Raw genomic sequence first — 25,666 nt, forward strand, 5'->3', positions numbered from 1 at the left:
CGCAAAAGAAAAAGGCCCGTCTCACGACGGGCCTTTTTTGACGAAAGGTTGCTTATTCGCGGAACAGCGCTTCGATGTTCAGACCTTGCCCCTGCAGGATTTCACGCAGGCGGCGCAGACCTTCAACCTGAATCTGACGAACACGTTCACGGGTCAGGCCAATTTCGCGGCCGACGTCTTCCAGTGTCGCAGCTTCATACCCCAGTAAACCGAAACGACGTGCCAGCACTTCACGCTGTTTGGCGTTCAGTTCGAACAGCCATTTGACGATGCTCTGTTTCATGTCATCGTCCTGCGTGGTGTCTTCCGGACCGTTATCTTTTTCATCGGCCAGGATGTCCAGCAGCGCTTTTTCGGAGTCGCCACCCAGCGGGGTGTCAACGGAGGTAATGCGCTCGTTGAGACGCAGCATACGGCTTACGTCATCAACCGGTTTATCGAGTTGTTCGGCAATCTCTTCTGCGCTTGGCTCGTGGTCCAGTTTATGGGACAACTCGCGCGCGGTGCGCAGATAAACGTTCAACTCTTTGACGATGTGAATCGGCAGGCGGATCGTACGGGTCTGGTTCATAATAGCCCGTTCGATGGTCTGACGAATCCACCAGGTCGCGTAGGTTGAGAAACGGAACCCGCGTTCCGGGTCAAACTTCTCAACTGCGCGGATGAGACCTAAGTTGCCCTCTTCAATCAGATCCAGCAGAGCCAGACCACGATTGCCGTAACGGCGGGCAATTTTCACGACCAGTCGCAGGTTACTTTCAATCATGCGACGACGCGAGGCAACATCACCACGCAAAGCACGACGTGCGAAATAGACTTCTTCTTCGGCCGTTAGCAGTGGGGAGTAACCAATCTCCCCAAGGTAAAGCTGAGTCGCGTCCAGTACACGCTGTGTGGCACCCTGCGATAACAGCTCTTCTTCAGCCAAATCGTTATCACTGGGTTCCTCTTCTACTAAGGCTTTTTCGTCAAAAGCCTCTACTCCGTTCTCATCAAATTCCGCGTCTTCATTTAAATCATGAACTTTCAGCGTATTCTGACTCATAAGGTGGCTCCTACCCGTGATCCCTGAACGAGACACCCTGGCTGGCATGCCCCGTCAAATTATCGCTGCGGCAAGTACTGCAGCGGGTTTACGGATTTCCCCTTGTAACGAATTTCAAAATGCAAGCGTGTAGAACTGGTTCCGGTGCTACCCATGGTAGCGATTTTTTGCCCCGCCTTAACTTCTTGTTGTTCCCGGACCAGCATTGTGTCGTTATGGGCGTAGGCACTCAGGTAATCATCGTTATGTTTGATGATAATAAGATTACCGTAACCGCGCAGGGCGTTACCGGCATACACAACGCGTCCATCTGCGGTCGCGATGATAGCCTGTCCTTTACTCCCTGCGATATCGATCCCTTTATTTCCCCCTTCGGAGGAAGAGAAGTTCTCGATAACCTTGCCGTCAGTCGGCCAGCGCCATGCAGAAATCGGCGAACTGGAGGTCATACTGCTGGCAGTCGGTTCAGTAGAGCTAACCACAGGTGCCGTAACCGGTGCTGTGACAGCAGTCGCAGTCCCTTTATTATTCGGCAACATTTTGTTAGCAGTCTGATCACCTGAATCCTCAGAATACGTAATTACAGGTTGTGAAGCAACCACCGTGGTGGATTTTTGTGCAGGCTTAACGCTGTTATTTTGAGCTGTTACATCGGCCGCTGAAACGGTGTTGCCAGGCGTAAGTGGCGTCCCCGTCGCGTTGCCCACCTGGAGCGTTTGCCCGACTTCCAGACCATATGGGGCCTGGACGTTATTGCGCTGCGCGAGGTCACGGAAATCGTTCCCGGTGATCCACGCAATGTAGAACAGCGTATCGCCGCGTTTCACGGTATAGGTGCTGCCACCGGTGTAGCTGCCTTTCGGAATGTTCCCATACTGACGGTTATAGACTATGCGGCCATTTTGGGTCTGAACAGGTTGTTCAACTGGCTGAACCTGTACTGGCTGTGTAACAGGATGTTGCACAGGCTGAATTTGTGGTGTTTGCTGCGGTGCAGCCGTCCCCATTTTAGGTGGCGGCGTGATTAACATTCCGCTGGACGTGTTACCGGAGCCGCTGTTTCCGCCGACGGAACTCACGGGCGCAGGCGCGTTGTTTGAACTTGTACAGCCTGCCAGCCAGAGCGAAACCAGTGATAATGCCGCAACACGGCTGATGGTGAATTTAGGGCTTCCCGCGCTCATTTATCCCCCAGGAATGTGTTAACTACCAGTGACTTAAAATTTACCGTGATGGCACGAATCTTTCGCGCCACACCATACGCTGAATTTGCCTTAATAACCCTGGATAATTCCGAGTCTCAGGCCAACTCCCCCTTCACCAGAGGCACAAAGCGCACGGCTTCCACGGTGTCGATAATAAACTCGCCGCCGCGCCGACGAACGCGCTTCAACAACTGCTGCTCGTCCCCAACGGGCAGAACCAGAATGCCCCCCTCATCCAGCTGCGACAACAGGGCTGCAGGAATTTCAGGCGGGGCCGCCGTCACGATGATCGCGTCAAACGGGGCGCGCGCCTTCCAACCCTGCCATCCATCACCGTGTCGTGTCGAAACATTATGTAAATCAAGTTGTTTCAGGCGACGACGCGCCTGCCACTGTAAACCTTTGATGCGCTCAACGGAGCATACATGATGAACCAGATGCGCCAGGATCGCGGTCTGATACCCCGACCCGGTGCCAATCTCCAGCACGCGGGAGTCGGGCGTCAGCTCCAGCAGCTCCGTCATGCGTGCCACCATGTAAGGCTGCGAAATCGTCTGGCCCTGTCCGATGGGCAGCGCCACGTTTTCCCACGCTTTGTGTTCAAACGCCTCGTCTACAAATTTTTCACGCGGAACCAGGGCGAGCGCTTCGAGCACGTGCTCGTCGCGGATCCCCTGCGCGCGGAGTTGTTCCAGAAGAGTTTGTACACGTTTGTTTACCATTGCGCGTTCACTCCTGCGCGATCCAGCCAGCCCGACACCACATCATGCGCGCTATACGCGGTTAAATCTACGTGCAGCGGAGTAACCGAAACATATCCTTCATCCACGGCGGCAAAGTCGGTATCCGGACCCGCATCGCACTTGTCGCCGGGAGGGCCAATCCAGTAAAGCGTGTTGCCGCGAGGATCCTGCTGCGGGATCACCTGATCGGCAGGATGTCGGCTCCCGCAACGGGTGACGCGGATGCCTTTAATTTCATCAAGAGGAAGATCCGGCACGTTGATATTAAGAATGCGCCCGGTACGCAGCGGCTCACGGCCAAGCGCCCGCAGGATCGAACAGGTTACCGCGGCAGCGGTGTCGTAGTGCGTGTGGCCATTTAACGAGACCGCCAGCGCCGGGAACCCCAGATGGCGCCCTTCCATTGCGGCCGCCACGGTGCCGGAGTAAATCACGTCATCGCCGAGGTTAGGCCCGGCGTTGATGCCGGAGACGACGATATCCGGACGAGGCCGCATCAGCGCGTTCACGCCCAGAAAAACGCAGTCGGTTGGCGTGCCCATCTGCACGGCAATATCGCCATTATCAAAGGTAAAGGTGCGAAGCGACGACTCCAGCGTCAGAGAGTTAGACGCTCCACTGCGGTTACGATCGGGCGCCACGACCTGCACGTCCGCAAATTCGCGGAGGTGTTTCGCCAGGGTCTGAATGCCTGGCGCGTGGATCCCGTCATCGTTACTCAGCAATATTCGCATAATCACCCGAGGTGTTGATAAGTTCCCTGACAACACTGGTGGCAAAGCTGCCTGCCGGCAGCCAGAAGCGTAACTCGACGGTCACGTCATCCCACCAGTTCCAGCTTAACTGCTGCGGATAGAGCAGCATCGCGCGGCGTGCCGCGTCGACTTTTTCCCGCACCAGCAAGGACTGCAATTCTGGCGCATCCGCCACGGCTGACTGCTCGGCGGCCAGGGCCTCCCCCAGGGTTCCCCAGTCGCCCGTACCGGGCAACGCGGCGGTAATCATCAGCGCTTTTGCGTCCACGCGCGACTGCACATCAGCCATCTCTTCGGCCGTTGCCACAAACCAGCTTCCGCGTCCCGCTAATTGTAGCGCATCGCCAACAACAACTTGATTCGCGTCCGGTTTTTTCAGCCTTTCGCTCACAATCTGATTAAACAACGCGCTGCGGGCCGCCGACAACCAAAAACTGCGTTTATTCCTGTCACGCACCGGCGCGTCGCTTTGCGCCCAGCGCAGCGCGCCCTGCAGGTTGCTGCCGCCGATGCCAAAGCGCTGCGCGCCAAAGTAGTTCGGTACGCCGCGGTCGCTGATGGCGTTCAGGCGTTTTTCAACGTCTTCTCGGTCAGTCACTTCGCGCAGCACCAGCGTAAACGCGTTGCCTTTCAACGCCCCCAGACGCAGTTTGCGCTTGTGGCGGGCATATTCCAGTACCTTACAGCCCTCAAGCTCAAATTTGCTTAAATCAGGCATCGCATTGCCGGGAACGCGCGCGCAGAGCCACTGTTCCGTAACGGCGTGTTTATCTTTCTGCCCGGCAAAGCTCACTTCGCGGGCATGAATTTTGAGGAATTTTGCCAGCGCGTCGGCCACAAAGCGGGTATTGCAGCCATTTTTCAGAATACGCACCAGGATATGTTCGCCTTCGCCATCCGGCTCAAAGCCCAGATCCTCGACCACGAGGAAATCTTCCGGGCTGGCTTTCAGCACCCCGTTCCCCTGCGGTTTACCGTGCAGGTATGTCAGGTTGTCGAAGTCTGTCATTTGCTCGCCTTCACCAGCAGCGCCACGGCTTCACAGGCAATCCCTTCGCCACGACCGGTGAAGCCCAGCTTCTCGGTCGTCGTCGCTTTGACGTTCACGTCGTCCATGTGGCAGCCCAGATCTTCCGCAATAAACACGCGCATCTGCGGAATGTGCGGCAGCATTTTCGGGGCCTGAGCGATAATCGTCACGTCGACGTTGCCAAGGGTGTAGCCTTTCGCCTGGATGCGGCGCCACGCTTCGCGCAGCAGTTCGCGGCTGTCCGCCCCTTTGAACGCCGGATCGGTGTCCGGGAACAGCTTGCCAATATCACCCAGCGCGGCAGCGCCCAACAGCGCGTCGGTCAGCGCATGCAGCGCCACGTCGCCATCAGAATGCGCCAGCAGGCCTTTTTCATAAGGAATGCGCACGCCGCCAATGATAATTGGGCCTTCACCGCCAAAGGCGTGTACATCAAAACCGTGTCCAATTCGCATTATGCCTTCTCCTGATGGGTCGAACGGGTAAGATAAAATTCCGCGAGCTGTAAATCTTCCGGACGCGTCACTTTAATATTATCAGCACGTCCTTCAACAAGCTCAGGATGGAAACCGCAGTACTCCAGCGCAGAGGCTTCGTCCGTGATGGTCGCACCTTCGTTAAGCGCGCGCGTTAAGCAGTCGTGGAGTAATTCGCGGGGGAAAAATTGCGGCGTCAGCGCGTGCCATAGATCGACGCGATCGACGGTGTGGGCGATAGCCCGTTTGCCCGGCTCGGCACGCTTCATGGTGTCGCGCACGGGAGCGGCCAGAATGCCACCCACTTTGCTGGTTTCGCTCAGCGACAGCAGGCGAGCGAGATCGTCCTGATGCAGGCACGGACGCGCCGCGTCATGGACCAGCACCCACGGCGCGTTACCGGCAGCCTGAATGCCTGCCAGCACGGAATCGGCGCGCTCGGCACCGCCGTCGACAACGGTAATCTGTGGATGATTTGCCAGCGGGAGCTGCGCGAAGCGCGCATCGCCCGGGCTGATAGCGATGATCGCCCGCGTCACCCGCGGGTGCGCCAGCAGCGCCGCCACGGCGTGCTCGAGGATCGTTTTATCGCCAATAGAGAGGTACTGCTTGGGACATTCTGTCTGCATGCGCCGGCCAAAACCTGCGGCCGGCACCACGGCGCATACGTCCGAAAAAGTTACTGCCATGTCGTAATCCTGGGCCTGATTATCGATTATTTTGTGCTGAGCCCTGATTGCGTTTAGACGCATCCGGAACCAGACGATAAAAGGTTTCGCCCGGCTTAGTCATACTGAGTTCATTGCGTGCGCGTTCCTCAATCGCCTCTTGCCCGCCATTGAGGTCATCAATTTCAGCAAAGAGTTGATCGTTTCGCGCCTTAAGTTTGGCGTTTGTTGCCTGCTGAGCCGCGACGTCATCGCTTACCCGGCTATAGTCGTGCAGTCCGTTCTTACCGAACCACAGCGAATATTGCAGCCAGATTAGCAAAGCCAGCAACAGCAGCGTTAGTTTACCCATCCTGCCCCCTGAAAAACGGCATCATCATCCCAAGACTTCCCCAGAGCACTACGCCGGGGTAATAGAGATGCCGCAACATCGCGGGCAAATGTACCACATTTTTTCCGCAGAATCGTCCTGCACAATATCGTTACACAGTTGGTTACGGTTTGAATTATGGCTGAAGTTAGCCCATGAGCCACAAAAATAACAGACCAAACATCAGAACCACCGTCACAATCGTGACCACGGTGCTGTACAGGAGCTTACCGTTGAGCAACGAGTGCAGCGCAATGCCAACGACAACCGCCACGGGCATCAGCGCCAGAAAGAAAGGCCAGGTGTAGAGAAAGAAGAACAGCGTGTTGCCGCCGTAGATGAGAAACGGAATACCCAGCGCCAGCAGCCATGAGACGAAGCCAATGATGGCCCCAGGAAATGACCAGGTCGTTTCGTCGTCGGTCGCAAGCGGCTCCGACCCGGTGGTGGTGATGTAATGTTCACTGTTGCGCATAGCTAGTCCTGTGACCGTGACTCATCGTTCGGGAAGACAGCTCCCGAACGATACCGTCTCAGGATCTGATAATATCGTCCCGTCTGAGCAGGTCTAATAATTGGCTTACTAAATTTGTTACCAATTGTTGACCTTCCAGGTGAATTTCAGGCGATTCAGGCGCTTCGTATACCGCGTCAATTCCGGTGAAGTTGCGCAATTCTCCGGCACGCGCTTTTTTGTACAGCCCTTTCGGGTCGCGCGCTTCGCAGACCTCCAGTGGCGTATCCACAAACACCTCGATAAAGCGATCCTGGCCGACGCGTTCGCGCACCATCTGGCGCTCGGCGCGGTGCGGAGAGATAAACGCGGTCAGCACCACCAGCCCGGCGTCGGCCATCAGGCTGGCGACTTCCCCGACCCGGCGGATGTTCTCTTTGCGGTCGTCGTCGCTGAACCCTAAATCGCTGCACAGGCCATGGCGCACGTTGTCGCCATCCAGCAGGTAGGTGCTTACGCCCTGCTGATAAAGCGCCTCTTCCAGCGCGCCCGCCACCGTCGATTTACCCGAGCCGGACAGTCCGGTAAACCAGAGTACAACCCCACGGTGACCGTGGAGCTGTTCGCGCTGGGCGACGGTGACCGGATGAGGATGCCAGACGACGTTCTCATCATGGGCGGCCATTACTTGCCTCCCAGCAGATCGCGCGCGCCCCAGTGCGGGAAGTGTTTACGCACCAGCGCGTTCAGTTCCAGCTCAAAGGCGCTGAATTCAGACGCCACGGCAGCCTGTTTAATCGGTTCGCGTACCATACCGGCCCCGACGGTAACGTTGGTCAGCCTGTCGATAAAGATAAGACCTCCCGTGACCGGATTCTGCTGATATGGATCCAGCACCAGCGGTTCGTCAAAGGTCAGATCGACCAGACCAATACCGTTCAGCGGCAGCTCGGTAACCTCGCGCTGGGTCAGATTGTTGATGTCCACCTGGAACTGAATACCGTCCACGCGGGCGCGGGTCTTCTTGCCGGCGATTTTGATGTCGTAGCTCTGGCCCGGCGTCAGCGGTTGCTCCGCCATCCACACCACATCCACGGAAGCCCCCTGCACGGCGGCCAGCGTTTCCCGGGCATCCACCAGAAGATCGCCCCGGCTGATATCAATTTCGTCTTTCAGCACCAGCGTTACGGCTTCACCGGCCCCCGCGTCCTGCAGGTCACCGTCAAAGGTGACGATGCGTGCGATGGTCGATTCCACACCGGATGGCAGCACCTTGACGCGCTGACCGACCTTTACGGAGCCTGACGCAAGGGTGCCGGAGAAACCGCGGAAATCGAGGTTAGGACGGTTCACGTACTGCACCGGGAAGCGCATCGGCTGGGTGTCGACCACGCGCTGAATTTCAACCGTTTCCAGCACCTCCAGCAGCGTCGGGCCGCTGTACCACGGCATGTTCGCGCTTTGGGACGCGACGTTATCCCCTTCCAGCGCCGAGAGCGGCACAAAGCGGATATCCAGGTTGCCCGGCAGCTGTTCAGCAAAGGTCAGATAGCTCTGGCGGATCTCCTCGAATTTTTCTTCGCTGAAGTTCACCAGATCCATCTTGTTGACCGCCACCACCAGGTGTTTGATCCCCAGCAGCGTCGAGATAAAGCTGTGGCGACGGGTCTGATCCAGCACGCCTTTACGCGCGTCCATCAGCAGGATCGCCAGGTCGCAGGTCGACGCGCCGGTCGCCATATTGCGGGTGTACTGTTCGTGCCCCGGGGTGTCGGCGATAATAAATTTGCGCTTCTCGGTAGAGAAGTAGCGGTAGGCCACGTCAATCGTGATGCCCTGCTCGCGCTCCGCCTGCAGGCCATCCACCAGCAGCGCCAGGTCGAGTTTTTCACCCTGGGTGCCGTGACGTTTACTGTCGTTATGCAGGGAAGAGAGCTGATCTTCGTAAATCTGGCGCGTATCGTGCAGCAGGCGGCCAATCAGGGTACTTTTCCCGTCATCCACGCTGCCGCAGGTCAGAAAACGCAGCAGGCTTTTGTGTTGTTGCGCGTGCAGATACGCTTCCACGCCGCCTTCTTTGGCAATTTGTTGAGCAATAGTGGTGTTCATGGCGGCTCCTTAGAAATAACCCTGACGTTTCTTCAGCTCCATGGAGCCTGCCTGGTCGCGGTCAATCACGCGCCCCTGTCGCTCGCTGGTGGTCGACACCAGCATCTCTTCGATGATCTCCGGCAGCGTCTGCGCGCTGGACTCCACCGCGCCGGTCAGCGGCCAGCAGCCAAGGGTGCGGAAACGCACCATCTGTTTTTTAATCACTTCGCCCGGCTGCAGGTCGATGCGATCGTCGTCGATCATCATCAGCATGCCGTCGCGCTCCAGCACCGGACGCTCGGCGGCCAGATACAGCGGAACGATCTCGATGTTTTCCAGATAGATGTACTGCCAGATATCCAGCTCGGTCCAGTTGGAGAGCGGGAAGACGCGGATGCTTTCGCCCTTGTTGATCTGGCCGTTGTAGTTGTGCCACAGCTCCGGGCGCTGGTTTTTTGGGTCCCAGCGGTGGAAGCGGTCGCGGAAGGAGTAGATACGCTCTTTGGCGCGGGATTTCTCTTCGTCACGGCGCGCGCCGCCGAAGGCCGCGTCAAAACCATATTTGTTCAGCGCCTGCTTCAGCCCTTCGGTCTTCATGATATCGGTATGTTTGGCGCTGCCGTGCACGAACGGGTTAATCCCCATCGCCACCCCTTCCGGGTTTTTGTGCACCAGCAGCTCGCAGCCGTAGGCTTTCGCGGTACGATCGCGGAACTCGTACATTTCGCGGAATTTCCAGCCGGTATCCACGTGCAGCAGCGGGAACGGCAGCGTGCCCGGATAAAACGCTTTACGCGCCAGATGCAGCATGACGCTGGAATCTTTACCGATGGAGTACATCATCACCGGGTTAGAAAACTCGGCGGCCACTTCGCGGATAATATGGATACTTTCCGCTTCGAGCTGCCGCAGGTGTGTAAGACGTTTTTGGTCCATAACCGTTCCTTAAGCCAAATTTACAACAGAAGAACCAAAGCCTTCTGTATCGGTTGTGTGTTGGAACCAGGCGAGCGTGCTGTGCAGCTGCACCACTTCACCCACCACGATCAGGGCGGGCATAGGGGCGTCTTTCGCCAGGGTTGCAAGATGTTCCAGCGTGCCCGTCGCAACGTGCTGATCGACGCGCGTGCCGCGAGAAATGACGGCAACGGGCGTCGTCGCCTCGCGACCGTGCTGAATAAGCTGTTCGCTGATGTCCGCCGCCTTCATCGTGCCCATGTATATCGCCAGCGTCTGGCGGCTCTGGGCGAGATGCGACCAGTCGAACGGCGTGCTGTCCGCCTTGTAGTGGCCGGTCACAAAGGTGACGCTCTGGGCGTAATCGCGATGGGTCAGAGGAATACCGGCGTAGGCCGTCACCGCAGAGGCCGCCGTAATGCCGGGCACCACCTGGAACGGTATGCCCGCTTCGGCTGCCGCCTGCAGCTCTTCGCCGCCGCGGCCAAAGATAAACGGATCGCCCCCCTTCAGGCGCACCACGGTTTTGCCCGCTTTAGCGGCGTCAACCAGCATCTGGTTGGTGTCGTGCTGCGGCACCGAGTGCTCGCCAGCCCGTTTGCCCACGCAGATTTGCTCCGCGTCGCGACGGATCAGTTCGCGCACGCCGTCGGTGACCAGATGGTCGTAGAACACGACGTCCGCGTCCTGCAGCACCTGCAGGCCGCGCAGCGTCAGGAGCCCGGCATCGCCAGGCCCCGCGCCCACCAGGATGATCTCCCCGCCCGTGCTGCCGGGGTTATCCAGTTCATCCTCGAGGATTTTTTGCGCAGCCGTTTCATTGCCGGCATGCATCAGGCTGGCGAAGCGGCCGCGAAACACACGTTCCCAGAAGCGACGGCGTTCCGTCACGCTGGTCAGGCGGGTTTTCAGGTGGTTACGCCAGTAGCTGGCTTTCTCCGCCATGCGCCCGAGGCTGGTCGGCAGCAGCGCTTCGATTTTTTCACGCAGCACACGCGCCAGCACCGGTGCGGTACCGCCGGAGGAGATCGCCACCAGCAGCGGCGAGCGGTCAACGATCGACGGGAAAATAAACGAGCATAAAGGCTGGTCGTCCACCACGTTCACCAGGCGGTAACGGGCCTGCGCGGCGTCGGAGATCCGCTGGTTCAGTTCACGATCTTCGGTCGCCGCAATTACCAGCACCACGCTGTCGATTTGTGACTCGTCGAAATCCGCCTCTGCAACGACCTGCACCTGGGCCCCTGCGCGCTGCAGAAACGCGATTTTGCGATCGGCGATTTCACCCGTGCCAACAACCAGCACCGGTTTCTCTTTAATCGCAGCAAATAAGGGCAGATAGTCCACAGGCAACAACTCACTAACAACGAGGAATAGAGGGACTATAGGGGGCGGCTTAGACCGAATGAAATTACGAATTGGAATGAGTAGTTACTCAATGGAATAACGCCGTAAAAATGCTAATACCAAAAAGTGCTTAACGCGCGAAATTTCGGGCATTTAAGAGCAATTCAAATTGTGTATGGACGATCACAGTTTCATACTAGGCGGGTTATTATTTTGCTCTGTTTTTAAGGACTCACTATGTTTTCCGCAACGCGCCACCGTATTGCTGCCCTGGCGCTCGGCGTTTGCTTTATTCTTCCTGCTCAGGCAAAAAACCAACCTTATGGTGAAATCGCCAATATGCAGGCGCGGCATATTGCCACCGTTTTCCCTGGCCGCATGACCGGCTCGCCTGCGGAAATGCTCTCCGCGGACTATCTTCGCCAGCAGTTTGCTGAGATGGGTTACCAGAGCGACATCCGGTCGTTTCACAGCCGCTACGTCTATACCTCGCGAAATAAAACGAAAAACTGGCATAACGTGACCGGCAGTACGGTGATTGCGGCCCACGAAGGAAGCGCAAAAGAGCAAATTATTATTATGGCGCACCTTGATACCTACGCTCCGATGAGCGATGCCGACACGGATAACAACCTCGGCGGGCTGACGCTGCAGGGCATGGACGACAACGCTGCAGGCCTGGGCGTGATGCTCGAACTGGCCGAGCGGATGAAAGATATTCCAACCCAGTATGGCATTCGTTTTGTTGCCACCAGCGGTGAAGAAGAGGGCAAACTCGGCGCTGAGAATCTCCTTAAACGCATGAGCGCCGAGGAGAAGAAAAATACGCTGCTGGTGATCAACCTCGACAACCTGATCGTCGGCGACAAGCTCTATTTCAACAGCGGGCAGAGTACGCCGGGTACCGTGCGAAAACTGACGCGCGACCGTGCGCTGGCCATTGCCCGCAGCCATGGCGTTTATGCCACCAGCAATCCCGGCGGTAACCCGGATTATCCGCGAGGCACAGGCTGCTGCAACGACGGGGAAGTGTTTGATAAGGCGGGCATTCCGGTGCTGTACGTGGAAGCGACAAACTGGGCGCTGGGCAAAAAAGATGGCTACCAGCAGCGGGCTAAATCGAAGGCCTTCCCGGACGGGACGAGCTGGCACAACGTGATGCTGGACAATCAGCAGCACATCGATCGCGTGCTGCCGCAGCGGATTGAGCACCGCAGTCGTGATGTGGTGAAGGTGATGCTGCCGCTGGTGAAGGAGCTGGCGAAAGCGGGGAAAGCCTGAGGCCGTTAAGCCCGGTGGCGGCTACGCCTTACCGGGCAAAAAGGTTATCACCCTTCATGCAACCCGCACTCGCGCTTCAGCCCGAAGAATCGCGTCTCTTCTTCCGCCATTCCCGGTTCCCACTTACGCGTGGTGTGGGTGTCTCCCACCGACAGATAGCCCTGATCCCACAGCGGATGGTACTTCAGCCCGTGTTTTTGCAGATACTGGTACACCGTCCGGTTATCCCAGTCGATAATCGGCAGCACTTTAAACACCCCGCGCTGCACCGCCAGCACCGGTAAGGTTGCCCGGCTGCCGGACTGCTCGCGGCGCAGGCCCGCAAACCACGTCTGCGCATTAAGCTCTTTCAGCGCCCGGTTCATCGGCTCGACCTTGTTGATCTCATTGTATTTCTCAATGCCCTCAACGCCCTGTTCCCACAGCTTACCGTAGCGCGCCTCCTGCCAGGCCGCGCTTTCCGTCGCGCGGTAGACCTTGAGGTTCAGCCTGAGCTTGTCCGTCAGCTCGTCAATAAACTGATAGGTTTCCGGGAACAGGTAGCCGGTATCGGTGAGGATCACCGGAATGTCCGGACGGATCTGATTCACCAGATGCAGGCTGACCGCCGCCTGAATACCAAAGCTCGACGAGAGCACATATTCTCCCGGCAGGTTTTCCAGCGCCCACGCCACGCGCCCTTCGGCGTCCAGCTTTTCAAGGTGGGCATTGGTTTCTGCCAGCGCCAGAATACGTTCGACTTTTGGCAGGTCATTAAGGGCGTTTAGATCGAGTTCGGACATAGTTACCTCTCGTGGTTACTCCCAGAAATCCCTTGCGGGATCGAGCACCGGGCGAATGATGCCCGCACGCACCGTAAAGTCGCCGAAGCCTTCACCCGCTTCGCGCTCTTTCGCCCAGCGCCCGACAAGCTCGTCGATGGAATCAAGAATTTCCGGCTCGGTGATGTTCTCGCGGAACATGCGCGGAATGCGCGTGCCGATACGGTTACCGCCCAGATGCAGGTTATAGCGCCCCGGCGCTTTCCCCACCAGACCGAGCTCGGCCAGCATCGCGCGACCGCAGCCGTTCGGACAACCGGTGACGCGCATAACAATATGCTCGTCCGGAATGCCGTGTTTTTCCAGAATCGCTTCCACTTTGTCGGTAAACGACGGCAGGAAACGTTCCGCTTCGGCCATCGCCAGCGGGCAGGTCGGGAACGATACGCAGGCCATCGAGTTTTCACGCTGCGGCTTAACCGCATCCATTAATCCGTGTTCGCGCGCCAGCTTCTCGATCTTCGCCTTCTGGCTTTCCGGCACGCCGGCAATAATCAGGTTCTGGTTAGCGGTAATGCGGAACTCACCTTTGTGAATCTTCGCAATTTCCAGCAGACCGGTTTTCAGCGGACGTCCCGGATAATCCAGAATACGGCCGTTTTCGATAAACAGCGTCAGGTGCCATTTATTGTCGATACCCTTCACCCAGCCAATGCGATCGCCGCGACCGGTGAATTCGTAAGGGCGGATCGGCTCAAACTTGATGCCCGCGCGACGCTCCACTTCCGCTTTGAACGTCTCCACGCCCACGCGCTCCAGGGTGTATTTGGTTTTCGCGTTTTTACGGTCGGTACGGTTACCCCAGTCGCGCTGGGTCGTCACCACCGCTTCCGCCACGGCCAGCGTATGCTCCAGCGGCAGGAAGCCGAACTCGCTCGCGGTGCGGGCGTAGGTTTTCTTGTTACCGTGTTCGATGGACAGGCCGCCGCCCACCAGCAAGTTAAAGCCCACCAGCTTGCCGTTTTCGGCTATCGCCACGAAGTTCATGTCGTTGGCGTGCAGGTCGATATCGTTCTGCGGCGGGATCACTACCGTGGTTTTAAACTTGCGCGGCAGGTAGGTCTGGCCAAGGATCGGCTCTTCGTCGGTGGTCGCGACTTTTTCCTGATCGAGCCAAATCTCGGCATAGGCGCGCGTACGCGGCAGCAGGTGCTCAGAGATCTTCTTCGCCCACTCGTAGGCTTCGGCGTGCAGCTCGGACTCATACGGGTTCGAGGTGCAGAGCACGTTACGGTTCATGTCGTTGGCGGTCGCCAGCGCGTCCAGCCCGACCGAGTGCAGCATCTGGTGCACCGGCTTGACGTTCTTCTTCAGAATGCCGTGGAACTGGAAGGTCTGACGGTTGGTCAGACGAATGCTGCCATAAATCGTGTTTTCACCGGCAAACTTGTCGATCGCCTGCCACTGTTTGGTGGTAATCACCCCACCCGGCAGACGGCAGCGCAGCAGCATCGCGTGACGCGGCTCCAGCTTCTGCTCGGCACGCTCGGCACGGATGTCGCGGTCGTCCTGCTGGTACATGCCGTGGAAGCGGATCAGCAGGAAGTTGTCGCCTTTGAAACCGCCGGTGAGACCGTCATTCAGATCTTCAGCAATGGTGCCGCGCAGATAGTTGCTTTCCAGCTTCATGCGCTCGGCGTCTGTCAGTTTACCTTCGACCACCAGTGGCCCTGGATGTTTTTCGCTCATTAGTAGACATCTCGCTGATAACGGCGCTCAACGCGCAGCTCACTTAAAAATTCATCCGCCGTTTCGGCATCCATACCGCCGAATTCGGCAATCACTTCCAGCAGTGCCTGCTCAACGTCTTTCGCCATGCGATTGGCGTCGCCGCAGACATAAATGTGGGCACCGTCATTGATCCAGCGCCACAGCTCTGCGCCCTGTTCGCGCAGTTTGTCTTGTACGTATACTTTTTCTTTCTGGTCGCGGGACCAGGCCAGATCGATGCGGGTCAGTACGCCTTCTTTCACATAGCGCTGCCACTCAACCTGGTAGAGGAAATCTTCGGTAAAGTGCGGATTGCCGAAGAACAGCCAGTTCTTACCCGACGCGCCGTCTGCCGCGCGCTGCTGCATGAAGGCGCGGAACGGCGCAATGCCGGTGCCCGGGCCAATCATGATGACCGGCGTTTCCGGGTTTGCCGGCAGGCGGAAGTTGTCGTTGTGCTCGATAAAGACGCGCACTTCGCCCTCTTCTTCCACGCGATCGGCCAGGAAGCTCGACGCCCCACCCGCGCGCGCGCGGCCTTCGATGTCGTAGCGCACCACGCCGACGGTAACATGCACTTCACTCTCCACTTCGGCCTGCGAAGAGGCGATGGAGTAAAGGCGCGGGGTTAGCGGACGCAGCAGGCCGATCAGCGCATCGGCATCCAGCTGAGCCGGAGAGAAACGCACCATATCGACAATCGGCGTCGTCGCGGCGTAATGCTGCAGTTTCGCCTTGTCGCCCACCAGCGGCAGCAGGGATTCGCTGCGCGTTAAGGTGGCATAATTTTCGACGATATTCGGGGTGTTCACCGTCAGTTCAAAATGCCACTGCAGCGCCTCGGATAACGGCAGCGATTTGCCGTCAACGGTCACAGGCTCGTCGCCTTTCAGCCACAGCAGCTCAACCAGCTCTTTCACCAGCGCAGGATCGTTCTGATACCAGACGCCCAGCGCATCGCCAGGCTGATAGCGCAGCCCCGAGTCGCCTAAATCGATTTCGATATGACGCACGTCTTTTTCTGAGTCGCGGCCGGTAATTTTCTGGTTCACCGACAGGCTCGCCGTCAGCGGCGCCTCTTTGGTGTACGGGCTGGTGTGGATGTCGTTGACAGCACCCGTCGCGGTGAACGCGGCCTGTGCCGACGTCTCTTTCGGCACGCGCGCTTTTAGCACTTCAACGATGCGGGCGCGCCATTCAGCGGCGGCGGTCTGGTATTCGACATCCGCATCAACGCGGTCCAGCAGACGCTCCGCGCCCAGCTCCGCCAGCCTGCTGTCGAAGTCTTTGCCGGACTGGCAGAAGAATTCATAGGAGGTATCGCCCAGGCCAAAGACGGCAAACGCCGTCCCATCCAGCTTCGGCACTTTTTTCGAGAACAGGAACTTATGAAGCGCCACCGCTTCTTCAGCAGGTTCACCTTCACCTTGCGTAGAGGCGACCACCACCAGCAGTTTTTCCGACGCGATTTGCTTGAATTTATAATCCCCGGCGTTGACCAGGTTCACGTTCAGTTTAGCGGCCAGCAGGTCGTCGCGCAGCGCTTCGGCCACGCGGCGGGCGTTGCCCGTCTGCGAGGCGGAAATCAGGGTAATGGCCGGAATCTCAACGGCCGTAGCCGGTGCACCCGCCACAGCGCCAGGCTGCTGATTGAGCATTCCCCAGAAATAACCGGAGACCCAGGCAAGCTGAGTGGGAGAAAAATCAGAGGTGGCAGCCTGAAGGCGCGCCAGTTGCTCCGGGTTCAGGGGAAGCAAATTTGAAGGTGGGGCCTGTGTTGTCATGCGTCGTTATGTTCCAGTAGCCAAGCGGACTTTAAGCGAATAAATCCAAACTGAAGATAAGGTTAACGGCGAGGATAATAACAATTAAAGAAGGGATGGAAATAATAAATAACCAAATGGACTAACCTGTTTTGGTTGTCATGCTTAGCGATAAAACCGATTAAATAATTATTTGAAATATAAGAACAAATAGCGATAAACACCCCGAATACGAGGCGGTGGACGCTCAGAGCCGTTTTAGTTAATGCTAAAAATTGTGCTTTCCGGTACTATGCGGCGGTTTTTTCCGCATTACTGAGAGCGATCATGTCCACCACACTGTTTAAAGATTTCACCTTCGAAGCCGCCCACCACCTTCCGCATGTCCCTGAAGGACATAAATGTGGCCGTCTGCACGGGCATTCGTTCATGGTGCGTCTTGAGATCACCGGTGAAGTTGATCCGCATACCGGTTGGATCATGGATTTTGCCGAGCTGAAGGCGGCGTTTAAGCCGACCTACGATCGTCTGGATCACTATTACCTGAATGAGATCCCGGGCCTTGAAAACCCGACCAGCGAAGTGCTGGCAAAATGGATTTGGGATCAGATGAAGCCGCTGGTACCGCTGCTGAGCGCGGTGATGATCAAAGAGACCTGCACCGCGGGCTGCATCTATCGCGGGGAGTGATTCTCCTCTTCCCCACGCACGTTTAGCGGCGTGAACTCATAGAGCACAAGCGCGTTACTTTCCAGCGATTCTGTAATTTGCCAGCCGTCATAAAGCCGTTCATCGCGTAAGGAAAGCGTTGGGCGCGCTTTGTGCGCAATCCAGCGCCACATCTCCTCATCAGGCCCGCTGTCGCTGTGTACTCCTTCCAGCAACGGATAGAGCGCACCGTTGTGCCGATCGAACAAATGGCTCTTAATGCGCCAGTGACCGCGCATTCCTCGTAGCTCAAGATGATACTGCTGGCGAAAACGCTGAATAAAGGCCTCCTCGCTGGAGAGCAGAGGATTGAAGACCACCACGTTACGCAACAGCAGCTGATATCGCCCCTGATGGCGGAGCAGCAGCACGCTCTTGTCGTTAACGAGCACCTCTCCCCGCAGACGCTGCCACAGCCAGAGTACCCAGTAGATGGGCCGTGGAAGGCCGTGATTATATTGAAGCGCAAGGCTTGATGTATCGAGGGTGTTGTTCGCCCTCGCTTCCCCCTGTAAACCAGAATTAAGCCAGAATCCCGCCAGCCATACCTGTTCTGAAAGCCCGAGCAGATTCTGCATCAACAGCGCACCGCGAAAAAACCAGCCGTTGGTCGCCCGCGTATTCCCCGTAAGAGTGTTCCATGAGAGTAACCATACCGGCAGCGTCCGCTGCCGCTGGCGAAGGGCGGCGAGGATCTGGCGGACCTTTAGCACCGGGTAATTTTCAGAAGAGGAAAGATGCGCGGGATCCAGCTGCGCCAGATCGAGCAGCTCGTTGGCATCTGCCGGACATGCGAGGAAATCAGCCTCGTCCAGAATGTCAGAACGGAACAGCGCGTCACCGCTCAGCTCGCTACCATCGGGGGAGAAGCGATGCCACACCCCCAATTTTGCCTGCGGAAGGTAGGCCCTCAGCGCCGCCCGCTGCGCCCGCCAGGCGTGCTCCTGGGTTTCCGCGTTTGCCTGGGGAGACCAGTGCATGACGACGTGCCAGCCAGCGGTAATGTCGGGCAAAAATCGGTTAACCGAAAGCTGCAAAAAGCGCGTCAGGAGATCGCATCGGGTAGTGACCCCCGTGTGCAGCAGGACCGTCCAGCCTTTTTTCGCCACCCAGGTAAACAATTGCTGCAGATGATACCAACAGGCGTAGCCCGCCATTTGGGGATCGTCCCATCCCGTAGCGAACAGACGGCTGCTGAGAAAAGGTTCGGCGATATCAATGCCCTCAATCGGGATCGCCTCGTGTAGCGCCTCCAGATGCCGACGAACATCCTCTCGCAGCAAATCGTCTAGCTCGCGCAGGGTGATGACCAGCCGCGTGCGGCGCAGCGCGGAAGAGAGCGGATAAAGCTGCTGCACATCCAGTATCCGCTCCTGACACGGGGAGTAGGTTAGCGGCGAGGGTTCCCAACCGCGGGTCTCAGCGTCGTTAAGCAGGCTAAATAACGTATCCACCGCAACAGGGATACGCTGTTCATCCACGGTCGTGCGCGGGCGGAACGCAAGGGGACGATGACGCCCGGCCTTACGAAACTCACCCGGAGACATATTGTGATAGCGCTGGAAACTATCGGTCATCATACGTGTGCTGGCAAATCCATTCTCCAGCGCAATCTGATGCAGAGGGCGGCTGGTGAGACACAGGGCGTCAGCCGCTTTTTCCAGCCGCAGGGCAGTGATGTACTGCATAAAACTAGCTCCCGTCTCTTTTCTAAAGAGACGAGAGAGCCACGCTTCTGAGACGAACTCACTCTCTGCGATTTCGGCCAACGTAATGCGGCGGGTGTAGCTGGCGTCGATCCGCTCCAGTACACGGGCGATGCGCTTGCTTACGTTGGCGTGCTGGTTCCGGGGTTTCTGGCGGACGGGCTGCTGAAAGCGACCAATCAGCAGCAGCAGGATCTCGCTCAGCCAGCGATTCGCCTCCAGCCGGTAGCGATGCGGATCGTTGACGAGCGTCACCACCAGCAGCTGGCGCAGCAGGTGCCGAAGCTCGTCACACTGCGGCCAGCGCCCGCCTGACTCCTCCGGAACCGCGTAATCATGGGCAAAAAAATCATTGTACAGCTGGATTACCCAGCGTCCGGATAGAACGACACGCAGAGTCACATTCGCGTTCTGGCTGATAAGCCTCCATCGCTGATGGCGGTTTATCACTACAAGGCCATTTGTCGGAACCCTTTCTAGTCCCGCCTCGGTTTGCAGTTCAGCTTGCCCTTCCAGCACCCACAGTATCGTCAGCAAATCGCCTTCATCCTGCGCGAACAGGCGAATGTCCTCAACGGCTATCGCAAACTCATTTCCACGATGTTCCATTCGCCCCCTCCACGAAGACAAAAAATGACGCACTCTTTTTTGTCATAACCGAATCGTATGAAAAACAATCAGAAAAAAGGCGTCGATTTACAACAAAAAAGGACATTTTCCGGCAATACGATCGACATAAACTCGAAACTAACACCATTTGGCAGGAAAAGGATAACAAAAATGACACATCCAATTGTTGACGCGCTGCGAGGCTCCGAGGCTCAGTTCACTGAATTACGCCGCGAGTTTCACCGACATCCCGAAACAGGCTTCGAGGAGCACAAAACCAGCGACCGCGTCGCGTCACTCCTGGAGCAGTGGGGCTATGAGGTCCACCGGGGAATGGCCAAAACCGGGGTGGTCGGCACCCTTAAGGTAGGAAACGGCAGCAAACGTCTGGGCCTGCGCGCCGATATGGATGCGCTGCCGATGCAGGAAAATAGCGGCAAAGCGTGGAGCAGCACGGTTGAAGGTAAATTTCACGGCTGCGGGCACGATGGCCACACCACTACCCTGCTTTATGCCGCAGAGTATCTGGCCCGAACCCGCAACTTTAGCGGCTGGCTGCATCTGATTTTTCAGCCAGCCGAAGAGCTGCTGTATGGCGGGCGCGTCATGGTTGAAGATGGCCTGTTTGAACAATTCCCCTGCGACCATATTTTTGGCCTGCACAACATGCCCTCCCAGCCGCTTGGGAAAATTGGCCTGCGCGATGGCGCCATGATGGCCTCCTCTGACACCGTTCATATTGAGGTGAACGGCGTAGGGGGTCACGGCGCCGTTCCGGAACACACCGTTGATGCCACGCTGGTTGCCTGCCATATCACCCTCGCCCTGCAGTCGATTGTGTCGAGGAATATCACCCCATTCCAGCCGGTCGTCGTAACCGTGGGCAGCATCCAGGCGGGACATGCCCCGAATATTATCAACGATAAGGTATTAATGAAGCTGACCGTGCGCACGCTGGACGAAGCGGTGCGTCAAACCGTCCTGCAGCGAATCCACGACATTGCCGTGGCACAGGCTGAAAGCTTCAACGCCACGGCCACGATCCGTCACGTCAACGGCAGCCCGGTGCTGCGCAATAGCCCGCAGGCCAATGACATGGTGCGCACGGTGGCGACCGACCTGTTCGGTCAGGATGCCGTCACGTCGGTGAATGCCTTTATGGGAAGCGAAGATTTTGCGTTCATGCTCGAGAAAAACCCCAACGGCTGTTACTTCACCCTCGGCGCTGGCGATGAGCCGGACCGCTGCATGGTGCATAACCCAGGCTACGACTTTAACGACAAGCTTCTGCTTACCGGCGCGGCACTCTGGAGTGCGTTGACCGAGCACTATCTGCGCTGATTCGCACCAACCCCGGAGGGCCGCACGATGAGTACCGTACCCCTGACAGGCACACCGTCCTACGCCGGTAACGATCGGCTGCTGGCCGGTATTGTGATGAGCGTTCTGACCTTCTGGTTATTTGCGCAGTCGGTGATAAACGTTGTCCCGGCAATGAAAAACAGCCTCGCTATCTCCCTTGAAACCCTCACGCTGGCGGTCAGCCTTAGCGCCTTGTTCAGCGGCTGTTTTGTCGTTGCCTGCGGCGGCTTTGCCGATAAGTTTGGCCGCGTGCGTATGACCTACATTGGCCTCGCGCTGAGCATCATCGGCAGCGCCCTGCTTTTTTTCTCGTGGGAGCCGGTTCTGTTTCTGCTGGGGAGAGCGATACAGGGGCTGTCAGCGGCCTGCATCATGCCCGCCACCCTGGCGCTGATTAAAACCTGGTATCAAGGCAACGCTCGCCAGCGGGCAATCAGCTTTTGGGTGATTGGTTCATGGGGCGGCAGCGGGCTGAGCTCGTTTGTCGGCGGCGCCATCGCCACCACGCTCGGCTGGCGATGGATCTTTATTTTTTCCATGCTGGTGGCGGCGATGGCACTCCTGCTGCTCCGCGGCACGCCGGAAAGCCGAAGCGACGGCGCACGTCGCCATAAGCTAGATATTGGCGGCCTGGTGAGTTTTGTCCTTATGCTGGTGCTGCTGAACCTGTTTATCAGCAAGGGACACGGCTGGGGCTGGAGCAGCGGCCTGTCGCTGCTGGTGCTGGGGGGCTCCGCGCTGGCAGCGGCCTGCTTTGTGCTCACCGGGCGACGCAAGGGTGACGCGGCGCTGATTGATTTTGCCCTGTTTAAAAACCAGGCCTACAGCGCCTCGGTATTCTCTAACTTTTTGCTCAACGGCTGCATTGGCACCATGATGATCGCCAGCATCTGGCTGCAGCAGGGCCACCGTCTGTCGCCATTGCAAACCGGCATGATGACGCTGGGGTATCTGATTACCGTGCTGGCGATGATCCGGGTAGGGGAAAAGCTGCTTCAGCGCTACGGCGCGCGCCTGCCGATGATGACCGGGCCGCTGCTGACCGCAACGGGCATCACGCTCATCTCCTGCACGTTTTTAAGCAAGGAGATCTACATCGTCACCGTCTTTCTCAGTAACATTTTATTTGGTCTGGGGCTGGGATGTTACGCCACGCCGTCAACAGATACGGCGGTGATGAACGCGCCAGAAAACAAAGTCGGGGTGGCCTCGGGGGTGTACAAAATGGGCAGCTCGCTGGGGGGAGCGATGGGGATCGCGGTTACCGCGTCGCTCTATGCGCTGCTGCTGCCGCTGGGCATGGCCAGCGCCGCACAGTATGCCCTCCTTTTCAACAGCGCGATGTGTCTCGCTTCGGTGGGAGTGACCTGGGCGTTACTCCCTTCAGGTCGGGCCCCGCAATAGGCGGGGCCACGAAAGGGTCAGGCAATATTCAGGTACTTGTGCGTCTGCATCGACAGGCGCCAGTTGCGCGCAATACAGGTCTCAATGCACAGGCGCGTCGCGTCGTCTTTCTGGCTGATCGGCTGTAGCGCAATGACGCGCTGCTTTTCATCCGTCAGCGTTGCCAGCAGTTCATCCAGCGCTTCGATATCACGCACGCGCCCAACCGGGTGCTTAATCTCATCCGCGCGTTCCAGCGCCTGAGACAGCACGTCATACCCGCCGCGCATATTCACTTTTGGCGATACCGTCACCCAGGTGGTGTGTGAACAGCGCACTTCATGGGTGCCGCTGGTTTCAATCTGGCAGCTGTAGCCGTTCTTTTCGAGCAGCTCGGTCAGCGGCGTCAGATCGTGGATGCAGGGTTCACCGCCGGTGATCACCACGTGACGCGCCGTCCAGCCCTGACGACCAATAATGGCCAGCAGATCTTCTGAACTGCCCGCGCCCCACTTATCGCTCTCTTTGGTTTTCGCCAGAATGCTAAACAGCGACACTTCCCGATCTGCGAGCTTATCCCACGTATGTTTGGTATCACACCAGGCACAGCCAACCGGGCATCCCTGTAAACGAATGAAAATAGCGGGAACGCCGGTAAAGTAACCCTCGCCTTGCAGGGTCTGGAACATCTCGTTAATCGGGTACTGCATAGTCATCTCAGTAAAGGGGATAAACGATAAGTATCGCAGATCCCCGCCGGATGGTCATGCTCCATCGGTGCTTTGCGCGCCAATCGCCGCCATAAAGCGCTCGGTAATTTGCTGTGGGCGGGTGATCGCACCGCCGACAACGACCGTATGCGCCCCTAGCGCCAGGCATCTGGCCGCGCGTTCAGGCGTATCCACGTTGCCTTCGGCAATTACGGGGACCGTTACGGCAGCCAGCACGGCCTTCAGGAACGCGCAGTCTTTCTCAGGAAGCGAATGGCCCACCGTTTCCGCCGTATAGCCATAAAGCGTGGTGCCGACGCAGTCAAAGCCCAGCGCCTGCGCCGTCACTGCCTCTTCGACCGTTGAAATATCCGCCATCAGCAATACTGAGGAGTAACGTGAGCGTATGCGCGTGACCAGCGTTTCCAGAGATTCTCCGCCGGGACGCTCCCGCGCCGTCGCATCAAGCGCAATGATTTCCGGAGAGACGGCCATGAGCTCATCCACCTCTTTCATTGTCGCGGTGATAAATACCTCGCTTTCCGGGTAATCCCGTTTGATGATGCCGATAACAGGCAAAGAGACCTGCTGCTTAATGGCCTCGATATCCACCACGCTGTTGGCACGAATTGCGGCGGCCCCGCCCTGTGCCGCCGCCAGCGCCATTCGCGACATAATAAACGGGCTATGCAGCGGTTCATTTTCCAGCGCCTGACAGGAGACGACCAGTTTTCCCTTCAGGGTATCCAGTACAGTTTTCATTACGATAAGATCTCTTCCACTTCGTTTTTGATAATCGTGACGTGCGGGCCATAGATGACCTGAACACCGTTGCCGCGCACGATAACGCCGCGCGCCCCGGTGGCTTTCAGCGCCGCGTCATTCACTTTGCTGCCGTCCTTGACCGTAACGCGAAGACGAGTGGCGCAGCAGTCCACCTCTTCCAGATTGTCTTTTCCGCCTAATCCGGCGATCACCGCAGCGGCACGTTCGTTTTGCGGCACGCTGACCTCGTCAGCCATCGCCTCCTTTTCCCGACCCGGCGTGGCGAAATCAAAACGGTTAATCAGATAGCGGAAGGTAAAGTAGTAAAGGAAGAACCACGGTACGCCGACCAGCGGTACGAACATCCAGTTGGTTTTGGCCTCTCCCTGTAAAATGCCGAACAGCACGAAGTCGATGAAGCCGCCGGAGAAGGTTTGCCCGATGGTGATATGCAGCATGTGCGCGAGCATGAATGCCAGCCCGTCAAACAGTGCATGGATGACGTAGAGCACCGGCGCAATAAACAGGAAGGAGAACTCAATAGGCTCGGTAATCCCGGTAAGGAACGAGGTTAACGCCGCAGAGAGCAGCAGCCCGGCAACGCGCTTTTTGTTCTCGGGTTTTGCCGTGTGGTACATCGCCAGACACGCGCCGAGCAGGCCAAACATCATCGTAATAAAGCGCCCGGACATGAAGCGTGACGTGCCCTCATAGAAATGCTGCGTGTTCGGGTCGGCCAGCTGGGCGAAGAAGATCCGCTGCGTGCCTTCCACGAGGTGTCCGTTGACGATTTCACTCCCGCCAAGCGCGGTGGTCCAGAAAGGTAAATAGAAGATGTGGTGCAGACCGAACGGGCCCAGCATGCGGAGAATAAAGCCGTACAGCAGGGTGCCCAGATAACCCGTAGCATCCACCAGCCCGCCCAGACCAAAAATCAGCTTCTGGAAATGCGGCCAGACCACTGTCATGAGCGCACCGACGAGTATCGCCGCCAGGGAGCTGATAATGGGGACAAAGCGCGAGCCGCCAAAAAAGCCCAGGAACTGCGGAAGCGCAATCTTGTTAAACCGATGATGGAGTGCGCAGGTCACCAGTCCAATCACCACGCCGCCAAACACGCCGGTTTCGAGCGTCTGGATACCCAGCGTCATGCCCTGCCCCACGGCCCCCGGGTTCTCCTGCGCCAGTTTGCCGGTGAGGATCAGCAGCGCGTTGATGGTGGCATTCATCACCAGAAACGCGAGTAATGCCGCCAGCCCGGCCGTGCCCTTATCGCTTTTTGCCAGCCCGACGGCCACCCCAACGGCAAACAGCACCGAGAGGTTCGCAAACACGATGGATCCAGCGCTGCTCATGATGGTGAAAATGGCCTGCAGCCAGCTCACGTCTAAAAACGGATAGGCTGCCAGCGTGTTGGGATTCGATAACGCGCCGCCTATCCCCAGCAGCAGACCCGCCGCAGGCAACACGGCAATCGGCAACATAAAGGATTTGCCAAAGCGCTGCGCTTTTTCAAACCATCCTCCTGAAGAAGCCCCACTGAATATTTGCATCATTTTTTCATCCCCTTATTAAACGATGAAAATTTTTACCATATAAATATTTAATAGTGAAAATTATCATCACAAACCAGGACGACGATCATACTTTTTCAAAATGACTGGCATCTTTCCCCCGCTTTCCGCCACACTAGTCGCAGAGAAACGC

The 25,666-nt window shown here is 57.6% G+C and carries 24 protein-coding genes; 4 read left to right on the top strand and 20 right to left on the bottom strand.

Going from position 1 to position 25,666, the window contains the following annotated elements; translation table 11 throughout:
• Nucleotides 1–52: 52 nt before the first annotated feature.
• The 13 genes from rpoS to cysG all read right to left on the bottom strand — a co-directional run bounded on the left by rpoS (nucleotide 53) and on the right by cysG (nucleotide 11,132).
• On the bottom strand, nucleotides 53–1,045 hold the full coding sequence (gene rpoS, locus PUP35_RS17400) for an RNA polymerase sigma factor RpoS (protein WP_008499600.1): 993 nt from the start codon (nucleotides 1,043–1,045) through the stop codon (nucleotides 53–55).
• 59 nt (nucleotides 1,046–1,104) lie between these two features.
• Nucleotides 1,105–2,229: a murein hydrolase activator NlpD gene (gene nlpD, locus PUP35_RS17405; protein ID WP_039024138.1), complete on the bottom strand. Its 1,125-nt coding sequence runs from the start codon at nucleotides 2,227–2,229 to the stop codon at nucleotides 1,105–1,107.
• A gap of 116 nt (nucleotides 2,230–2,345) precedes the next feature.
• Entirely contained in the window at nucleotides 2,346–2,972 is a 627-nt protein-coding gene (locus PUP35_RS17410; RefSeq protein WP_008499604.1) for a protein-L-isoaspartate(D-aspartate) O-methyltransferase, read from the bottom strand.
• A complete protein-coding gene (surE, locus tag PUP35_RS17415) occupies nucleotides 2,966–3,727 on the bottom strand; it encodes a 5'/3'-nucleotidase SurE (protein ID WP_115876168.1) in 762 nt (253 codons plus the stop codon). The genes PUP35_RS17410 and surE overlap by 7 nt, the downstream gene beginning before the upstream one ends.
• A complete protein-coding gene (gene truD, locus PUP35_RS17420) occupies nucleotides 3,708–4,757 on the bottom strand; it encodes a tRNA pseudouridine(13) synthase TruD (protein ID WP_274240673.1) in 1,050 nt (349 codons plus the stop codon). Before truD ends, surE begins: the two co-directional genes overlap by 20 nt.
• Complete coding sequence (gene ispF / locus PUP35_RS17425; protein WP_008499607.1) at nucleotides 4,754–5,233, bottom strand: 2-C-methyl-D-erythritol 2,4-cyclodiphosphate synthase; 480 nt, start codon at nucleotides 5,231–5,233, stop codon at nucleotides 4,754–4,756. The genes truD and ispF overlap by 4 nt, the downstream gene beginning before the upstream one ends.
• Nucleotides 5,233–5,943 carry a 2-C-methyl-D-erythritol 4-phosphate cytidylyltransferase gene (gene ispD, locus PUP35_RS17430; protein WP_127732154.1) on the bottom strand — a complete coding sequence of 237 codons (711 nt, stop codon included), beginning with the start codon at nucleotides 5,941–5,943 and terminating at the stop codon, nucleotides 5,233–5,235. The genes ispF and ispD overlap by 1 nt, the downstream gene beginning before the upstream one ends.
• Before the next feature lie 19 nt (nucleotides 5,944–5,962).
• Nucleotides 5,963–6,274 carry a cell division protein FtsB gene (gene ftsB / locus PUP35_RS17435; RefSeq protein WP_008499609.1) on the bottom strand — a complete coding sequence of 104 codons (312 nt, stop codon included), beginning with the start codon at nucleotides 6,272–6,274 and terminating at the stop codon, nucleotides 5,963–5,965.
• Between the two features lie 166 nt (nucleotides 6,275–6,440).
• The gene (locus PUP35_RS17440) at nucleotides 6,441–6,767 is read right to left on the bottom strand and encodes a DUF3561 family protein (protein WP_008499610.1); all 327 of its coding nucleotides are present in this window, start codon (nucleotides 6,765–6,767) and stop codon (nucleotides 6,441–6,443) included.
• Nucleotides 6,768–6,825: 58 nt separating this feature from the next.
• Nucleotides 6,826–7,431: an adenylyl-sulfate kinase gene (gene cysC / locus PUP35_RS17445; protein WP_025912398.1), complete on the bottom strand. Its 606-nt coding sequence runs from the start codon at nucleotides 7,429–7,431 to the stop codon at nucleotides 6,826–6,828.
• A complete protein-coding gene (cysN, locus tag PUP35_RS17450) occupies nucleotides 7,431–8,855 on the bottom strand; it encodes a sulfate adenylyltransferase subunit CysN (RefSeq protein ID WP_274240674.1) in 1,425 nt (474 codons plus the stop codon). Before cysN ends, cysC begins: the two co-directional genes overlap by 1 nt.
• Nucleotides 8,856–8,864: 9 nt before the next feature.
• On the bottom strand, nucleotides 8,865–9,773 hold the full coding sequence (gene cysD, locus PUP35_RS17455; RefSeq protein WP_006811770.1) for a sulfate adenylyltransferase subunit CysD: 909 nt from the start codon (nucleotides 9,771–9,773) through the stop codon (nucleotides 8,865–8,867).
• Between the two features lie 9 nt (nucleotides 9,774–9,782).
• Complete coding sequence (gene cysG / locus PUP35_RS17460) at nucleotides 9,783–11,132, bottom strand: siroheme synthase CysG (RefSeq protein ID WP_168708014.1); 1,350 nt, start codon at nucleotides 11,130–11,132, stop codon at nucleotides 9,783–9,785.
• 246 nt (nucleotides 11,133–11,378) lie between these two features.
• On the opposite strand from cysG, the gene PUP35_RS17465 reads away from it, so the two are divergent.
• Nucleotides 11,379–12,422, top strand: a complete 1,044-nt coding sequence (locus PUP35_RS17465; protein WP_115876173.1) for an aminopeptidase — start codon at nucleotides 11,379–11,381, stop codon at nucleotides 12,420–12,422.
• A gap of 47 nt (nucleotides 12,423–12,469) precedes the next feature.
• On the opposite strand, the gene cysH is transcribed toward PUP35_RS17465, so the two are convergent.
• The 3 genes from cysH to cysJ are packed head-to-tail and all read right to left on the bottom strand — an operon-like array spanning nucleotide 12,470 to nucleotide 16,737.
• Complete coding sequence (cysH, locus tag PUP35_RS17470) at nucleotides 12,470–13,204, bottom strand: phosphoadenosine phosphosulfate reductase (protein ID WP_023344813.1); 735 nt, start codon at nucleotides 13,202–13,204, stop codon at nucleotides 12,470–12,472.
• 15 nt (nucleotides 13,205–13,219) lie between these two features.
• Nucleotides 13,220–14,932 (bottom strand): assimilatory sulfite reductase (NADPH) hemoprotein subunit, encoded by a 1,713-nt coding sequence (gene cysI / locus PUP35_RS17475; RefSeq protein ID WP_008499617.1) that lies wholly within the window; start codon nucleotides 14,930–14,932, stop codon nucleotides 13,220–13,222.
• Entirely contained in the window at nucleotides 14,932–16,737 is a 1,806-nt protein-coding gene (gene cysJ, locus PUP35_RS17480) for an NADPH-dependent assimilatory sulfite reductase flavoprotein subunit (RefSeq protein WP_274240675.1), read from the bottom strand. The genes cysI and cysJ overlap by 1 nt, the downstream gene beginning before the upstream one ends.
• A 306-nt stretch (nucleotides 16,738–17,043) precedes the next feature.
• Here cysJ and queD point away from each other — a divergent pair, with 306 nt between their 5' ends.
• The gene (gene queD / locus PUP35_RS17485) at nucleotides 17,044–17,406 is read left to right on the top strand and encodes a 6-carboxytetrahydropterin synthase QueD (protein WP_111965448.1); all 363 of its coding nucleotides are present in this window, start codon (nucleotides 17,044–17,046) and stop codon (nucleotides 17,404–17,406) included.
• On the opposite strand, the gene PUP35_RS17490 is transcribed toward queD, so the two are convergent.
• The gene (locus PUP35_RS17490) at nucleotides 17,391–19,739 is read right to left on the bottom strand and encodes a helix-turn-helix domain-containing protein (protein WP_271369223.1); all 2,349 of its coding nucleotides are present in this window, start codon (nucleotides 19,737–19,739) and stop codon (nucleotides 17,391–17,393) included. The genes queD and PUP35_RS17490 overlap by 16 nt on opposite strands.
• A gap of 171 nt (nucleotides 19,740–19,910) precedes the next feature.
• Here PUP35_RS17490 and PUP35_RS17495 point away from each other — a divergent pair, with 171 nt between their 5' ends.
• Both PUP35_RS17495 and PUP35_RS17500 read left to right on the top strand, forming a co-directional pair.
• Nucleotides 19,911–21,080: a M20 aminoacylase family protein gene (locus tag PUP35_RS17495; RefSeq protein WP_274240676.1), complete on the top strand. Its 1,170-nt coding sequence runs from the start codon at nucleotides 19,911–19,913 to the stop codon at nucleotides 21,078–21,080.
• Nucleotides 21,081–21,107: 27 nt separating this feature from the next.
• The gene (locus tag PUP35_RS17500; RefSeq protein ID WP_271369225.1) at nucleotides 21,108–22,505 is read left to right on the top strand and encodes an MFS transporter; all 1,398 of its coding nucleotides are present in this window, start codon (nucleotides 21,108–21,110) and stop codon (nucleotides 22,503–22,505) included.
• Between the two features lie 17 nt (nucleotides 22,506–22,522).
• Here PUP35_RS17500 and queE read toward each other — a convergent pair whose 3' ends face one another.
• The 3 genes from queE to PUP35_RS17515 are packed head-to-tail and all read right to left on the bottom strand — an operon-like array spanning nucleotide 22,523 to nucleotide 25,515.
• Entirely contained in the window at nucleotides 22,523–23,194 is a 672-nt protein-coding gene (gene queE / locus PUP35_RS17505; protein WP_023333236.1) for a 7-carboxy-7-deazaguanine synthase QueE, read from the bottom strand.
• A 54-nt stretch (nucleotides 23,195–23,248) separates the two neighbouring features.
• Entirely contained in the window at nucleotides 23,249–23,956 is a 708-nt protein-coding gene (locus PUP35_RS17510; RefSeq protein WP_271369226.1) for an N-acetylmannosamine-6-phosphate 2-epimerase, read from the bottom strand.
• Nucleotides 23,956–25,515, bottom strand: coding sequence for a PTS transporter subunit EIIC (locus PUP35_RS17515; protein WP_274240677.1), 1,560 nt, complete (start codon nucleotides 25,513–25,515; stop codon nucleotides 23,956–23,958). The genes PUP35_RS17510 and PUP35_RS17515 overlap by 1 nt, the downstream gene beginning before the upstream one ends.
• Between the last annotated feature and the right edge of the window lie 151 nt (nucleotides 25,516–25,666).

The organism is Enterobacter sp. S-33 (genome assembly GCF_028735835.1).
GTDB lineage: Bacteria > Pseudomonadota > Gammaproteobacteria > Enterobacterales > Enterobacteriaceae > Enterobacter > Enterobacter vonholyi.

Bases quoted from the DNA above. Each gene is read 5' to 3' on its own strand.
- PUP35_RS17515 (WP_274240677.1), bottom strand. From the start codon at position 25,515: ATGATGCAAATATTCAGTGGGGCTTCTTCAGGAGGATGGTTTGAAAAA.
- cysH (WP_023344813.1), bottom strand. From the start codon at position 13,204: ATGTCCGAACTCGATCTAAACGCCCTTAATGACCTGCCAAAAGTCGAA.
- PUP35_RS17490 (WP_271369223.1), bottom strand. From the start codon at position 19,739: ATGGAACATCGTGGAAATGAGTTTGCGATAGCCGTTGAGGACATTCGC.
- PUP35_RS17410 (WP_008499604.1), bottom strand. From the start codon at position 2,972: ATGGTAAACAAACGTGTACAAACTCTTCTGGAACAACTCCGCGCGCAG.
- ftsB (WP_008499609.1), bottom strand. From the start codon at position 6,274: ATGGGTAAACTAACGCTGCTGTTGCTGGCTTTGCTAATCTGGCTGCAA.
- cysN (WP_274240674.1), bottom strand. From the start codon at position 8,855: ATGAACACCACTATTGCTCAACAAATTGCCAAAGAAGGCGGCGTGGAA.
- PUP35_RS17440 (WP_008499610.1), bottom strand. From the start codon at position 6,767: ATGCGCAACAGTGAACATTACATCACCACCACCGGGTCGGAGCCGCTT.
- cysD (WP_006811770.1), bottom strand. From the start codon at position 9,773: ATGGACCAAAAACGTCTTACACACCTGCGGCAGCTCGAAGCGGAAAGT.
- cysC (WP_025912398.1), bottom strand. From the start codon at position 7,431: ATGGCCGCCCATGATGAGAACGTCGTCTGGCATCCTCATCCGGTCACC.
- PUP35_RS17510 (WP_271369226.1), bottom strand. From the start codon at position 23,956: ATGAAAACTGTACTGGATACCCTGAAGGGAAAACTGGTCGTCTCCTGT.
- PUP35_RS17495 (WP_274240676.1), top strand. From the start codon at position 19,911: ATGACACATCCAATTGTTGACGCGCTGCGAGGCTCCGAGGCTCAGTTC.
- ispD (WP_127732154.1), bottom strand. From the start codon at position 5,943: ATGGCAGTAACTTTTTCGGACGTATGCGCCGTGGTGCCGGCCGCAGGT.
- surE (WP_115876168.1), bottom strand. From the start codon at position 3,727: ATGCGAATATTGCTGAGTAACGATGACGGGATCCACGCGCCAGGCATT.
- cysJ (WP_274240675.1), bottom strand. From the start codon at position 16,737: ATGACAACACAGGCCCCACCTTCAAATTTGCTTCCCCTGAACCCGGAG.
- queE (WP_023333236.1), bottom strand. From the start codon at position 23,194: ATGCAGTACCCGATTAACGAGATGTTCCAGACCCTGCAAGGCGAGGGT.
- truD (WP_274240673.1), bottom strand. From the start codon at position 4,757: ATGACAGACTTCGACAACCTGACATACCTGCACGGTAAACCGCAGGGG.
- cysI (WP_008499617.1), bottom strand. From the start codon at position 14,932: ATGAGCGAAAAACATCCAGGGCCACTGGTGGTCGAAGGTAAACTGACA.
- queD (WP_111965448.1), top strand. From the start codon at position 17,044: ATGTCCACCACACTGTTTAAAGATTTCACCTTCGAAGCCGCCCACCAC.
- rpoS (WP_008499600.1), bottom strand. From the start codon at position 1,045: ATGAGTCAGAATACGCTGAAAGTTCATGATTTAAATGAAGACGCGGAA.
- PUP35_RS17500 (WP_271369225.1), top strand. From the start codon at position 21,108: ATGAGTACCGTACCCCTGACAGGCACACCGTCCTACGCCGGTAACGAT.
- PUP35_RS17465 (WP_115876173.1), top strand. From the start codon at position 11,379: ATGTTTTCCGCAACGCGCCACCGTATTGCTGCCCTGGCGCTCGGCGTT.
- nlpD (WP_039024138.1), bottom strand. From the start codon at position 2,229: ATGAGCGCGGGAAGCCCTAAATTCACCATCAGCCGTGTTGCGGCATTA.
- ispF (WP_008499607.1), bottom strand. From the start codon at position 5,233: ATGCGAATTGGACACGGTTTTGATGTACACGCCTTTGGCGGTGAAGGC.